The organism is Colwellia sp. 5_MG-2023 (assembly GCF_030547795.1).
GTDB lineage: Bacteria > Pseudomonadota > Gammaproteobacteria > Enterobacterales > Alteromonadaceae > Colwellia.
On record NZ_JAUOPW010000005.1, the window covers coordinates 89,468 to 102,829 of the forward strand.

The window sequence follows — 13,362 nt, forward strand, 5'->3', positions numbered from 1 at the left end:
AATCTTGCTATAAAAACGTAATAACTCTGTAATGCTAGGTCTTTAATATTTGTCGAAAATTTCGACTAATGATTTATTTAACTAAATAACAGGCAAAATATGAAACATACAAAACTAGCATTTGCTTTAATGGCTACCCTATATTTAACGGCATGTGATGATGGCTCACAAGGTAAAGATGGTGTTCAAGGTTCTTCTGGGTTAAATAGTTTAATTAACCATGAAGCCTTAAATCTAGGTAATGGCGAATGTTTTTTTGGTGGTCTAAAGGTAACCTCTGGTTTAGATAGTAATAGCGATAATGTTTTAGCTGACTCTGAGATAACAACAACTAGCACAAACTGTGACGCAAACCCAATCACGTCATCAGGATCTCCATTACCTTATTCAGTTATGCGCTCTGATATTGATAATGGTGCAAAGTCTGGAAGTTTTATGGAAATTAGAAACGGGGGCTTTGGCTCAGATATGGTAGCTCATCCAACAGAGCCTACACAATTCTATGCATTAACAGATCGCGGACCAAATGCGGCATTTACAGGCGAGCAAGGTACCGGTAAAAAATTTCCTACTCCCGATTATATACCGCGTATAGGGTTATTTGAGTTACAAGAAAATGGCGATGTTAAAAAAATTAAGGACATATTATTAAAACGTCCTGACGGTACAGAAATATCAGGATTACCTAATACAGCTGCATTAGGTGGCACTGGTGAAACACCGTATGACGCCGATGGTAATGTTATTGTAGTTGACATGAGCTTAGCGTTTAATGAAACAACTAATCCAATTAAACTAGATGACTATGGCTTAGATGGCGAAGGTTTAGTGGCACTGTCTGACGGAACCTTTTGGGTAAGTGATGAGTATGGTCCCCATATGGTTCACTTTAATGCTGAAGGTGTTGAAATTGGTCGTATTAATGCTTTTGCTGACGATACACGTAATATATTCACTTTACCTGCTGAATTTGCTAATCGACGTGCGAACCGCGGCATGGAAGGTTTAACTATTACGCCTGATGAAACAACATTGGTTGGTATAATGCAATCTACTATTTACAACCCAAGTAGTGCAGTAAAAGATAACGACATTGTACGTATTGTAACGGTTAACTTAACAGACGGTGCTGTAAGTCAATATTTATACAAACAAGAAAAAAATCAAAACTCACAATCAGGTATTGTTGCATTAAGTAACACTGATTTTGTTGTGATTGAGCGTGATGGTAGTTTTTACAATAAAGATATTTCAGCAATGAAGCATCTTTATAGAATCGACATCAGTAATGCAACTGACATTGAATCAGTTTCAGTAAGTACAAATATTACACAAGATGATGCATTAGGCCTGTTAATTGACGGAAAAACCCTAGAAGAAGTTGCGTTAGAAGCTGATGGATGGTCAACAATTGAAAGTGCTGGCATTCACACTATCAGCAAAACATTGTTAGTTGATCTTGTAGCAGAAACTGGCTATCCACACGACAAGTTAGAAGGTATGTGGTTAATCAACGATAGTACTATTGGTGTAATAAACGATGATGATTTTGCTACTTGGGCATCTGGTGGTGTACTTGAACAGAAATACCTTGATGCTGGGCAAACAGACATTGACGGCAATCGCTTATATATCATTGAAGGTTTAGATTTGGCGCTTTAAGTCTTATTACACAGTGTAAAAAAGGTATTAACGATAAGGTAGTTTTTTATTGTTAATGCCTTTTTTATTTTAGAAACTACTTAAAAATATTTGACAGCAAATTTACCTCTGCTTTTAATAAGGGCATGAGGCATAAATCTATTTCTTTTTCGCTGTTGGCCAAACAAAAGGAGTGTTCTTGCTGGTATCAGGCTTTTTAGACGTCGTTTGTGCCACTTTATTATCTTGCGCGAGTATCGCTCTGATTATTTTTCCGGTTTCTTTATGCTTACTACAAAATGTTTTTAGGTATAAAATTTCCACTCGACTGCGCGCCCACGGGGTTGTACGCAGAAATTTTAAACTTGATTTAAGACGTGGTTTATTCATAAAACAACGAATGTTAAGTAACTCACCCATTTGCTCCCAACCAATTTTTTTTTCTAGTTCGGTTAAGATTTGTTCAAGTTTTACGCCATGAAGTGGGTCATTACTGTTATCCATTGTTTGCCTAAAGTTTAGCTAAAATAAAAACAGCATTGTAACAAGTTTCCTAAATATTGACAGACTTATGCGTTTAATTCAGTTAATAGTAAGTGAATAACGTTACGGAAGAGTGCTTGTTTTTATTGGAGAGGGTAGTGGTGTAAAGTACGCTTAAGAATTTAAAGCGGAATATTGCATAAATATATAAATAAATGAAAATATTTTTACTGACACATGAGCGTGAGTTACATAGAGGAACTAATACTGGCTCTCTTGCGATAGGTAATTCTAATGATATTGTTGAACGTATACTCTGGGAAAGAGTAAATCCTAATAAAGGCCTGACTAAACTAATAGAAAACAATCAGGCGTTGTTATTGTATTCTAAAGGAAAGTCTTCATCAGAAGTACCTTCGACAGAATTACAGGCAAGCATTGAAGAATATGAAAATATTATCATTATTGATGGTACGTGGCAGGAGTCACAGAAAATTTTCAATCACAGCCCTTATTTAAAAGATGCGCCGAAATTTACGTTGAAAACGACAAATGATTCTTTATACAAACTTAGGGCTAATCAAGCTAAAGGTGGGTTATGCACCATAGAATGTATAATCGAAGTATTAAAAATGAAAGGGCAAGATAAAATAGCATCAGAATTAGCTGTAAAGTTTGAGCAATTTAATCACTAAAAGTTTAATCAACAAAAACTTAACTACTAAATATTTAACAGGCATGAAAGCATGCGAGGAGGCGTTTATCTGTTTTTATGCATTAGTGATATGAGCTTTTATCTGGGGCTTAGATATCGCTGAGCATTGATGTGAATTAAGCGAACATGTTGGCTTATAACGTAAACAAAGCATCGTTTTCCTTGGGGTCCATCGTGAGGCGACACTATTTATTTACATGATCGTGCGCAAAAGAGTACTTTTATTTATACACTTTGTATTATTCATTTTATTTTTACATCTAAACCAAGCGATATTACGGTTCCTAACAGTGTTGTGATTACTACCGACACTAACGATCCTATTAGCACATACTCAGTCATACTTCGATCGTCAGATTTATTCAATTCACCGAATCTAAATATTGATTTAGCAGCCAATACAAACCCTATTGCCGCATAACTCCCAACAAGTGTAAAGGTGAGTATTAGTACTCGTTCTAAATAACCTATCAACTTACCGCCGGCGATAAGGCCATTAACACTTGCCTCATTATTGGTTGCTGAAATCGGATACTTTTTCAATATGCTACCAATCACAATGGACGTTGGTTTTAGGATGATCAAATAAGCAAATATGATCATGATAGCATCAGAAAACTTTTCATGTTGTATCATAGAGCCAATAGTTAAATCGTCCGTCATGTGAAATGAAATACCTGCTAGTACAAATATATGTAAAGTCTGATCAATAACAAAGTAGGAAAACTTATGACCGTTAGGTGTAGATACTTTCCATAGGTCTATAAAAAAATGACTTATGGCTACAATAACGACCAAGAAACTTGTTGATTGCCAACTAAGGCCTAATGCCATGGCAGGAATTAATAGCACGACACCGTGTAATAATGAGTGCAAATATAACTCAGGTGCGCGATGTTTTTTTTGTTTTTTTGCATCTACCCATTTTTTGGGTTGTAGATAAAAATCACCAATGATGTGTACAAGTAAAAAAGGGATTAGCGTATCAAAAAAATCAAACATGTTTGAGACCTATAACTCGGTTTATGAATCGGTAATTTAACTCGCTGATTAGTGACCAACCTGATGCTTTAAGTGATTTACTGGCTGTCGCAGCAGCAATATTAAGCCTACTTGATAGTTCATTTACTGATAAAGCGTCATTTGTTCTAAGCATTGGTAGCATAACTTCACATTGGCGTGCAGTTAATTCAGTTAGTTGTCTATCTAAATATTTAAAGAGTAAATTAAAGTTTTCTGAGAGCTCTAAGTGATCAGAGTCAAAATACAGTCTATCATTTTTTAAGTTCTTTAATCCTCGACCAGAAAGAACGAATGCCTCCCCCATCGATTCAGAAACAGACTCACGTAGATCAGCATTTGAAGCAATAGCAAAGCTAATACGGCTATCAAATTTCTTACCTAGCGCTTTAATAGCAACGCGATAGATAATAGTGTATCTGAGTGCGTTCTCAATATCATGTACTACGGTTTTAAATTCGTCGCCTCGTTCAATACTATGTACATTTGATTTATTACCTTCGTTGATCCATGTTTGGATATCTTTGATCCGTGTAAGCAGTCGTTCGAATTGCTCAGAGCTTAGCTCCGTTGAGTTGATAATATCGCCACTGATTACTGAGATAGGTTTATAAGTAGATTTCACATTAAAATTCCTTGCTACACATAGAGTGTAATTTAGTCTTTTTTGGCTAATAATGCAAATTTAGCCTTTTTTGGCTAAATCGTTGATTTTAGCCTTTTATGGCTAAAAAAACAAAGGAGGATGAGCGTTTGGTTACTGAATTATTTTTTAATTATTATTTAATTACTTTTCACGACTATTGTTTGCGTGCGGTTGTTTAAAAAACTGCTTGAATAGACTTTAAGTAGGTTGAAGCATTCGTTATTCATTAAAGTATACGTCAGAATTTCGTGTGATTTTACTTTAATTCAAGCCATGTTAGTTTAAAATATATAAAAGTTAAACGAGGGTTGAGCCGAATTAATGCATTTATACGCTTTGTATAATTCATTTTATTTTTAAAACGGCTCAGATCTTATTTATGTTATTTATAACAGTAATGTACTTGTGCTTAGATAGTAAACTAGTTACTAAGTCTAACCGCTAAATTTCTTTAACAACGCCTTTTCCATGAGAAACTTTTAAGTTAATTTGGCTTTTACTTTCGGTCTCAGCTTGCGTAGCTTTAGTAAAGAAAGATTTATCGTCTGAGTCTAAAGAATACTGATAGGTGCTTTCAGTAGGCACTTTAACAACGATATTACCATGTGAGTTTCGTCCTTCAATTTCAAACCTTGCTGACGATGTTTGTGTTAAGCTGATTTGCCCATGCGCATTTTTTGCCTTTATAAATTTAGCATCACCTTCATAGTATATTGGTCCATGCTTATTACTTAATACGATACGTTCTGAGTCTGTTGTATTGACGCGAATATTACTATGCGCAGCTTCAACGTCCGTCATTTGGCCTTTATGTTTTACAAAATCAATTTTTGAATGAGCACTATCAAACTCAACTTGGTCAAATTGACTCTCTTCAATATCAGCCTTGCCATGACGCCACTGCGCTTCCATTTTATTGCCTACGGCCTTATCAATATCTAAAGTACTATGGCTACCATTAAGAATTAATTGATCTGCATTGATCGTTTTAATAGCTAAACGACCATGGTGTAATTCCAACTCAGCTTGCTTTGCTTGTAAATTGGCGATATCTACCTCAGTATGACTAGCATTTAATGTAAGTTCACTGTAACTGGCGTTATCAAGAGTCATTGAACCATGTGAATGCTTGATAAGTAGATTATTTATGCTTCCTTTGCCAAGTTGAATAACAAGCTTACGTTCAACAGAACAATTACTTCCCCAAACACTCAATTCTTTAATTTCAGCCGATAGTTTTAATGTGCTACTGCTATGGTCTTTTGTGAATTTTTGTAAACAATACTCAGCCTTACCTTTTTTTAGCTTTTGTTCCATGCTAAGTAAAATTAAGTCACTTTCGTTTGCTGTAATACTAATTTTAGTATGATCAAAGTCTAACGAGAGGTTTTCAATATCGTTTAGTTCGTACTCAACTTCACTGATGACGGGGTTTGATGCTGCAAACACTAATGAGGAAGAAGCCAGTATCGCGCAAAGTATTAATGTTTTGCTTATGTTTTTAGTTATATTTTTGGTTATGCTGTTCATGTCAGTATCCTGTAATTTTATTATAGTTTATTGATTGATAAGGTTCTTATAACAGTAATTATGCCAATGTTTTATGTGTTTGATTTAAAAGGATTTTAATAGGCGTTGTATTTTTAATATGTTTTATAATATAAAATATTAACAAACTAAATGGTGATTACCACTATATAGCGGTTTATTTAACTAAATTAATCTTACACGTACGTTAAGGGAGCGTTAGCAAGCCTATTTTAATACATCTTAACCATGTTAAAGCATTCTGTTAGAATAGTAGGCTATCAATTAAAGTATACCGAGCCAGCATGTCAGAATTTCAAGCATTTTCACTTTTAGAGTCAATTATTGACCGTGTTAATCTTAAAGGTTATAAACAGCCTACACCGATCCAAAAAGAATGTATTCCAGCCCTTATTAATGGGGATGATCTGCTTGGTATAGCGCAAACAGGAACAGGAAAAACTGCGGCCTTTTCATTGCCTATTATCAATAAATTTGGACGCAATAAAATAGATATTAAGGCTAAGAGCACACGTTCGCTTATCTTAACCCCTACCCGAGAACTTGCTTCGCAAATAATGGAAAATATTGATGATTATTCTGAGGGTTTAGAACTTAAAACTAAGGTTGTTTATGGTGGTGTAGGAAGACAAGGTCAAGTTGACGCTATCGCAGCCGGACTTGATATTTTAGTGGCAACCCCTGGAAGGTTATTAGATTTAATTGAAACGGGCGATATAAACTTTAAAGCGTTAGAAGTGTTTGTGCTAGATGAAGCCGATACTATGTTAGATATGGGCTTTTTTAAAGATGTTCAAACCATTATATCTAAACTGCCGAAAAGCCGACAAACGCTTTTGTTCTCAGCAACCATGCCTGCGGAAATAGAAATACTTGCTGAGGCTATCTTAAATAATCCAACAAAAATTCAAATAGCGGCTGAAACCGTTACCATTGACTTGGTTAATCAAAGTGTATATCAACTTGAAAAAGCGAATAAAGTACCTTTGTTATTTAATATTCTCGAAAATTCTGCCTATGAAAAAGTACTCATTTTTTGTAAAACAAAGTATGGTGCAGATATTATTGTTAAAGCACTAGAAAAAGCGTCAATAACGGCTGCTAGCTTGCACAGTGGTAAAACACAAGCAGTGAGAGAGGAAGCGTTACAGAACTTTAAAGATGCTAATTTAAGAGTGTTAGTAGCGACTGATGTTGCTGCTCGTGGTATTGATGTTGATAATATTACGTTAGTAATTAACTATAATCTTCCTGAAGATCCAAGAAACTATATACACCGCATTGGCCGAACGGCTCGTGCTGGTAAAAATGGTATGGCCATATCATTTGCTGTAGAAAATGATGTAAGACAGTTAAATAATATTGAAAATAGCATAGGGCAAGTTATCCCGGTTGTTATCGAACAGCCTTTTCATAAAGAATTTTCAAAAGTGGTTAAGCCTGTTAAAAAGGCGATCAAAAAACAGGTTAAGAAAAACAGTAAGAAGCCAACTAAATCGAGAAGAAAATAAATGAAGTTTCAGCTACAGTAATGCACAGTTAATCAGTTAAAGGTCAAAATATTCCTTTTTTTTACAATAATTGTGTGCCGTAGTGTTATTATCCCCTATAAATAGAATCATTATATTGTTTTTTAAATACAGAGCTGAGTTAGGAAATAAATGAAAGAACATTTGCATAACATTTATACAGATGATTTAGCTGATGTTGAAGGATATCGGCGTTTTATTTTTATTGGCTCTTTTATTGGTTGCTCATTCTTACTGCTGTTTTCTTTTATTGATTATTTTTTATTCGATTTGTATTTGGATAGTGCTGTTGAAGCTATTGGCGCTATTGTATTATTTATAATACACCGTATAGAAACAAAAAGGCCGGCCCAATTATGGCCCGTTATTTTAGGAATTGTGACGGTTGCTTTAGTTGTTATGGTTGGCACTTTTGCTAGCCCCTCTGCTAATGGATACGTTGTTTGGTTGTCGTTATTCCCCTTTATTTGTTTCTTATTATTAGAGAATAAAAAGGCTTTTATCCTTTCAATATTTCTTAATGTGTTGTTTGTTGTTGCGCTTATTTATTTTTCTGTTTATTACCCTGAAAAGGGCTTTAATATTTATGGTATTGTAGCAGCTGCGGGAGCATTAACTTGCGGCACAATACTCGCATGGGCCTATGCGGATAATAGAACGAAAATGATACACCTATTGGCTAAGCAGGCTAAAACGGATGCACTAACATCTTTGCTTAACCGACGTGGGTTAATGTCTTCCTTTAACCTTTACATCGCACTGTATAAAAGGCATAAACAAGATCTTTGTGTATTTATTCTTGATCTAGATAACTTTAAATTAGTAAACGATAGCTTTGGTCATGATGTGGGAGATGTTTTAATTATTGAGTGCGCTAATGCTATTAAATCTGAGCTTAGAGATGTTGACTGTGTGGCTCGTTTAGGTGGGGAAGAGTATATTGGAATATTGCCTAACACTTCTTTAGAAGAGGCGGAAGTTATTGCTCATCGCATAAAGAAAACGATTGAAGAGTTAGCGATTAACTTGCCTGATAACTCATGCGTTAAAATAACAGCAAGCATTGGTTTAACATGTACATCTGAAAATAGAGTGTCGTTTGATGCTTTATATAAATCAGCTGATCAAGCGCTTTATAAAGCAAAAAACAACGGGCGTAATCGTGTTGTGTTAGCAGAAAAAACAGTCACGAGTTAAGCTAACTAAGTCTTAATTTATATAGTGATAAATAGGAAAAATAACGTTTTATTAAAAGCTTTAACCGTATTTATAATTGTTCAAATACTGTTAAAGGTCTGGTTGTTGTTATTTTTACACTCACTGATTGTCCTTGCTGCAAACTTACGTCGTGGTGAGTTCTTATCTTAAGTAATTTTTCACCTATTTCAACTTGATATAAACGACTACTTCCTTCATAACGCATTGATACTATTTTGCCATTACCTTGCTCATCTTCTTGTACTAAAAGATCTTCTGGTCGTAATAATAAATCAACATGGCCACTCAGTTGTGCGTGCTCTACTACTTGTTCAAAACCGATATCTGACACAATTAGGTTTTTTCCTGTCGCGATTTCAGCGGAAAGAAAATTTGCTTCTCCTAAAAAACGTGCAACAAAGCGATTAACAGGGTGGCTATAACAAAACTCAGGTTTGTCAATTTGCTCTAATTTTCCTGCGCGCAATACACCAATACGATCGCCAACAGATAAGGCTTCTTCTTGATCATGAGTTACCCAAATAGCGGGAATACCGGCGGTTTTTAAGGCGGTACGAATTTCCCAGCGTAAGTCATCTTTTAGTGCTGCATCTAAATTAGATAACGGTTCATCTAATAAAATAAACGCAGGTTGATGCGCTAGCGTTCGTGCTAATGCAACGCGTTGTTTTTGACCACCTGATAAGTTACTTGGTTTAACATGACGAAAAGCTTCTAAGCCTAGGGTTTTTATCCATCGGTCAGCTTCAGTAGTGTCAGTTAATCGAAAGCCAATATTTTTTTCAACGGTTAAATGTGGAAATAGGGCGAAATCTTGGAACACCATACCGACATTACGTTTTTCAGGGGCAATTTGTTGTTTTACATTGGCGATCCAATTTTTATGGAATACTTCACCTTGCGCAATAGGTATTAAACCGGCAAGTGCTTTTAAAATTGTTGATTTACCACAGCCAGTAGGGCCCACTAGCATAAGTATCTCATCACTAGCTAATTCTAAATTTAAATTGTCTATTACGGTCGTATGACCATACTTGATTGATAAGTTATTGATTGTGAGCATTAACGCTGTTCTTCCTCATTTAATTCAACACTATTCCAGCGTTCTGTACTAAACATAAGCGCTAAACCTAGCGCTGATATGAAAATTAATATTAAACCTGGAATGGCAGCTCGACCAAAATAACCGGCTTCATAGACACGCCATAAATAAGTCGCTAAGGTTTCAAATTCAATAGGGCCAAGTAGCAAAGTGGCTGGTAATTCACGCATTACTTCAAGAAAAACTAAAGCACCTCCGGCAACTATGCCACGCATTGTTAAGGGCAAAGTAATACGTTGATAGGCTTCTTTTGGACTAGCCCCTAGTACGCGTGCTGCGTTTACTAGTGAGCCGTCTAAGCTTTCGGTAGAGCTGCGTATTGTACCTACGGCTAGCGGTAAAAATCTTAATACGTAAGCTAATATCAATAAAGCGAGTGTTTGGTATAAAAATGGTAATTGTAAACCTGCATAGATTAAGGCTGTACCCATTACTATGCCCGGGATACCAAAACCAATAAAGGTTATCCGCTCCATAATACGACCCATTGTACCTTTAATCGCTGCATAAGCTAAAGGTAAAGCCAATATTACGGCAAAAAATGCGGCTAATAAGGATGCATAAGCGGAGTTTAATGCATAAGTAAAATCAAAGTTACCAGTGCCTTCACGCCATAACCATAAAGAGAAAATTGCAAGTGGCAGAACAATTGCTAACATCACTATTGGTAAAGTTGTTAATAATAATAAATTAGCTTGCCAAGGTTTAGGCCAAAAAGTTAAGTGTCGACCTGGAGGCTCTTGACTACCTTTAACTTTTGATTCTAAGTATAAAATTAACCCAACGACTACTAATAACTGTAAAGACAACATAGCCGCTTGGCTTAAACCAAAAGAGTTGTATTCAACATAAATTTCACGGGTAAAGGTATCTAATCCCATAATGGCTGGAGTGCCAAAATCAGACAACGCGTACATGGCAGCGAGTAATGTACCTGCTGCTATACCATTACGAATACGAGGCAATACTACATGCCATATGCTTGATAGTAGTGGCATTCCTAACGTTCTTGCAGCATAAACTTGACTCGCGTCTAAACTACTTAACGCTGCGCGCGTACTCAATAAAACGAATGGATAGGTATATAAAGCCATGATAACGCTAGAGCCCAATAAACCATTAAGTGCAGGTGTGGCGATTCCGGTGACATTTTCTATTTCGCCGCCAGTGCCAAATGCGGCATAAAAAGTAAACGCGCCTAAATAGCTAGGTAGGGCAAGTGGTGCTGCTAACAGAATTAACCAAAACTTTCGCCATGGAATTTTTACATAGGTAACGAGTAACGCTAATGGTACACCTATGAGTACCGCGCCCACAGCGGTGAATAGCATTAACAATAAGGTATTGCTTAATATTTCTAGGTTTCGAATATCAAACATTTGTACGCTGTCAGATGCCAACGCAAATAGAATAATAACGGGAAAAAAAGCTAATAAAGCAATAACTAAAGAAATAGTATACGATAATGGCCAACGGGTCATATTATGCCAGCTTTACGCATTAAGTTTATTGTTGGTCTTAAATCAGCAAGCTTAGTTAGGTCAACATTAGGTGGAGAAAGTTGAGCTAAATTTGGAATACCAGCAGGTGTTGGTAACTGACCCGCGAGAGGTAGTTCATAAGCTTCGGTAGATAAATATGTTTGCACTTCTTTAGATAATAAATAGCGAATAAAATCAGTCGCCGTTTTACCTTCTTTTAATGCTAGTACGCCGGAAGCATTGATTAAACAACCAGCATCATTCTTTGTGAATGCTAATGCTAATCGAGCATCAGGTTTACCTGATTTTAATCTTAGGGTGTAATAATGGTTCGCTAAGCCTAGATCAACTTCACCACGTTCAACGGCCATAACAACACCAAGTTCACCGGCATATTGTTTAGTTTTGTTTTTCATTCCTTTTAGCCAGTGTGTTGTGGCTTTATCACCTTCAATTAAACGCATAGCGGTAATAAAAGATTGAAATGAAGCATAAGCTGGCGCCCAAGCAATGGATAAGTCAGTATCGGGTAAGGCCATAATACTATCAGGAATTTGCGCTGCGCTAATACGATCAGGATTATAGGGTAGGGTTCTAATGCGTCCTGAAATAGGTGCCCAATGACTAAAACGAAATTCAGGTTGTAACTGTTGTGTTAAATCACCAGGTAGTTTTTGCGCAAGACCAGCATCAACTACTTGCCCAATAGCACCAGAATCAACCGCCCAAAAGAGGTCCGCCTGACTAACACCGGCTTTAGCTTCTGCCATGATCATATTTGCTAAAGCGGCTGTTGGTCCGCGGCGGATGCGTAAATTAAAGTTAGGATTACGCTTTTTTATTGCATCTAAAACATCTTCATATAAACCACCTTCACCTCTACCGAGATATAGGGTTAACTCTCCTTTTAATTCCGGTAATTCAGCGACTGGAATAGCACTACTTATCGCAGCAAAACCACGAGCAGATAAAAAAGGAAAGGCGCTTGCTGCACCTAAATAAGAAAGTGTTTTAATAAAGGTTCTACGTTGCATAACTTAAAATACAGCCTTTTTGTTTTTTGCATTTTTTTCTAATAAAGCTTTTGCTTTACTAATTTTTTGAGTCATAGCCAGAACAATTTCACGTACTTTTTCGACGCTCTTTTGTTCTTTAATTGCTTTTGGTAACGTTACGTTAAAATCTTTTTCTAAATCTTCAACTAAACTTGCATCTAAAGCGATAAGTTCGCCTTCAACACCTTCAAATAAGTTAAGGTATGTGTCATGTACCATATTTGTTGAAGTATCAATTAATTTTTCAGCATATTTTGCTACAACAGAATGTAAATTGGTATCAATTACTGCTAGTGCTTCAATTGAATTTTTTGGTGCATCAACAGTTGTTTTAACTTTGGTTAATAAACCATCGTCTTGATATTTAGCAGCCATTTTAACTGCACCTAATGCTTGCCATAATGCTTTTTCTAATTTAGCTTGCTCAACTTTTACGTTTTCGATAGGTGACTGGTTATCAATACTATCTTTTACGCCATACAAACCTTGCCAAATTGACGCGTATATTAGCACATAGTTGGTTTCAATAGCTGCATGAAAATCAACTGCTTCCCAGTGTTCCATTAATGCTTCTGCATGAGCTGCTTTAGCCCCACTTTTTTGATAGGCAGCAATAATACCTTCTGTTTTACTTGATAACCAATTTACTTCTTCTTCATACTTTTTGAGGTTGGCTGTAAGGTGATTAACATGTTCACCGACCTCACCATTGGCAAGCACAGAAAAAGTACTAAAACTAGCAAGTAATATTAAGCTAGCGACCATCTTTTTTGTTTGGATTAAGGCAAATTTCATTTGAATTGCTTTCCTTTGTGTAGAGTTAATAGAATAATTATGCAAATGATACTTATTCTCAACGAAATGGTAAAGTTATAACTGTTATTTTTATGTGATTATAAAATTTTAGGAATGCTGAAATTGATG

At 35.9% G+C, this 13,362-nt stretch carries 12 protein-coding genes; 4 read left to right on the forward strand and 8 right to left on the reverse strand.

Features of this window, described 5'->3' with window-relative positions:
• Window positions 1-99: 99 nt before the first annotated feature.
• Entirely contained in the window at window positions 100-1,662 is a 1,563-nt protein-coding gene (locus tag Q4496_RS05995) for an esterase-like activity of phytase family protein (protein WP_215974383.1), read from the forward strand.
• Between the two features lie 138 nt (window positions 1,663-1,800).
• Here Q4496_RS05995 and Q4496_RS06000 read toward each other — a convergent pair whose 3' ends face one another.
• Complete coding sequence (locus tag Q4496_RS06000) at window positions 1,801-2,145, reverse strand: VF530 family protein (RefSeq protein WP_303610064.1); 345 nt, start codon at window positions 2,143-2,145, stop codon at window positions 1,801-1,803.
• A 194-nt stretch (window positions 2,146-2,339) separates the two neighbouring features.
• Here Q4496_RS06000 and Q4496_RS06005 point away from each other — a divergent pair, with 194 nt between their 5' ends.
• The gene (locus Q4496_RS06005; protein ID WP_303610065.1) at window positions 2,340-2,819 is read left to right on the forward strand and encodes a tRNA-uridine aminocarboxypropyltransferase; all 480 of its coding nucleotides are present in this window, start codon (window positions 2,340-2,342) and stop codon (window positions 2,817-2,819) included.
• Between the two features lie 263 nt (window positions 2,820-3,082).
• On the opposite strand, the gene Q4496_RS06010 is transcribed toward Q4496_RS06005, so the two are convergent.
• The 3 genes from Q4496_RS06010 to Q4496_RS06020 form a co-directional block, all read right to left on the reverse strand.
• A complete protein-coding gene (locus tag Q4496_RS06010; protein WP_215974380.1) occupies window positions 3,083-3,841 on the reverse strand; it encodes a DUF3307 domain-containing protein in 759 nt (252 codons plus the stop codon).
• The gene (locus Q4496_RS06015) at window positions 3,834-4,484 is read right to left on the reverse strand and encodes a hypothetical protein (protein WP_215974379.1); all 651 of its coding nucleotides are present in this window, start codon (window positions 4,482-4,484) and stop codon (window positions 3,834-3,836) included. Before Q4496_RS06015 ends, Q4496_RS06010 begins: the two co-directional genes overlap by 8 nt.
• A 462-nt stretch (window positions 4,485-4,946) precedes the next feature.
• On the reverse strand, window positions 4,947-6,035 hold the full coding sequence (locus Q4496_RS06020) for a DUF4097 family beta strand repeat-containing protein (protein ID WP_215974378.1): 1,089 nt from the start codon (window positions 6,033-6,035) through the stop codon (window positions 4,947-4,949).
• A gap of 302 nt (window positions 6,036-6,337) precedes the next feature.
• Between Q4496_RS06020 and Q4496_RS06025 the strand changes: the two genes are divergently transcribed.
• Both Q4496_RS06025 and Q4496_RS06030 read left to right on the forward strand, forming a co-directional pair.
• Window positions 6,338-7,564, forward strand: coding sequence for a DEAD/DEAH box helicase (locus Q4496_RS06025; RefSeq protein WP_215974377.1), 1,227 nt, complete (start codon window positions 6,338-6,340; stop codon window positions 7,562-7,564).
• 150 nt (window positions 7,565-7,714) lie between these two features.
• Complete coding sequence (locus tag Q4496_RS06030; protein ID WP_303610066.1) at window positions 7,715-8,779, forward strand: GGDEF domain-containing protein; 1,065 nt, start codon at window positions 7,715-7,717, stop codon at window positions 8,777-8,779.
• A gap of 70 nt (window positions 8,780-8,849) precedes the next feature.
• Here the strand turns inward: Q4496_RS06030 and Q4496_RS06035 are convergent, their stop codons facing one another.
• Genes Q4496_RS06035 through Q4496_RS06050 form a run of 4 tightly spaced genes read right to left on the reverse strand, consistent with a single transcriptional unit; the run spans window position 8,850 to window position 13,233 of the window.
• Window positions 8,850-9,863 (reverse strand): ABC transporter ATP-binding protein, encoded by a 1,014-nt coding sequence (locus Q4496_RS06035; RefSeq protein ID WP_303610067.1) that lies wholly within the window; start codon window positions 9,861-9,863, stop codon window positions 8,850-8,852.
• Window positions 9,863-11,383: an iron ABC transporter permease gene (locus Q4496_RS06040; RefSeq protein ID WP_215974374.1), complete on the reverse strand. Its 1,521-nt coding sequence runs from the start codon at window positions 11,381-11,383 to the stop codon at window positions 9,863-9,865. The genes Q4496_RS06035 and Q4496_RS06040 overlap by 1 nt, the downstream gene beginning before the upstream one ends.
• Entirely contained in the window at window positions 11,380-12,417 is a 1,038-nt protein-coding gene (locus tag Q4496_RS06045) for an extracellular solute-binding protein (RefSeq protein ID WP_215974373.1), read from the reverse strand. The genes Q4496_RS06040 and Q4496_RS06045 overlap by 4 nt, the downstream gene beginning before the upstream one ends.
• Before the next feature lie 3 nt (window positions 12,418-12,420).
• On the reverse strand, window positions 12,421-13,233 hold the full coding sequence (locus Q4496_RS06050) for a hypothetical protein (RefSeq protein ID WP_303610068.1): 813 nt from the start codon (window positions 13,231-13,233) through the stop codon (window positions 12,421-12,423).
• Between the last annotated feature and the right edge of the window lie 129 nt (window positions 13,234-13,362).

What these genes read in the sequence shown, in the direction of transcription:
- Q4496_RS05995 (WP_215974383.1), top strand. Translation starts at nt 100, where the DNA reads ATGAAACATACAAAACTAGCATTTGCTTTAATGGCTACCCTATATTTA.
- Q4496_RS06000 (WP_303610064.1), bottom strand. Translation starts at nt 2,145, where the DNA reads ATGGATAACAGTAATGACCCACTTCATGGCGTAAAACTTGAACAAATC.
- Q4496_RS06005 (WP_303610065.1), top strand. Translation starts at nt 2,340, where the DNA reads ATGAAAATATTTTTACTGACACATGAGCGTGAGTTACATAGAGGAACT.
- Q4496_RS06010 (WP_215974380.1), bottom strand. Translation starts at nt 3,841, where the DNA reads ATGTTTGATTTTTTTGATACGCTAATCCCTTTTTTACTTGTACACATC.
- Q4496_RS06020 (WP_215974378.1), bottom strand. Translation starts at nt 6,035, where the DNA reads ATGAACAGCATAACCAAAAATATAACTAAAAACATAAGCAAAACATTA.
- Q4496_RS06025 (WP_215974377.1), top strand. Translation starts at nt 6,338, where the DNA reads ATGTCAGAATTTCAAGCATTTTCACTTTTAGAGTCAATTATTGACCGT.
- Q4496_RS06030 (WP_303610066.1), top strand. Translation starts at nt 7,715, where the DNA reads ATGAAAGAACATTTGCATAACATTTATACAGATGATTTAGCTGATGTT.
- Q4496_RS06035 (WP_303610067.1), bottom strand. Translation starts at nt 9,863, where the DNA reads ATGCTCACAATCAATAACTTATCAATCAAGTATGGTCATACGACCGTA.
- Q4496_RS06040 (WP_215974374.1), bottom strand. Translation starts at nt 11,383, where the DNA reads ATGACCCGTTGGCCATTATCGTATACTATTTCTTTAGTTATTGCTTTA.
- Q4496_RS06045 (WP_215974373.1), bottom strand. Translation starts at nt 12,417, where the DNA reads ATGCAACGTAGAACCTTTATTAAAACACTTTCTTATTTAGGTGCAGCA.
- Q4496_RS06050 (WP_303610068.1), bottom strand. Translation starts at nt 13,233, where the DNA reads ATGAAATTTGCCTTAATCCAAACAAAAAAGATGGTCGCTAGCTTAATA.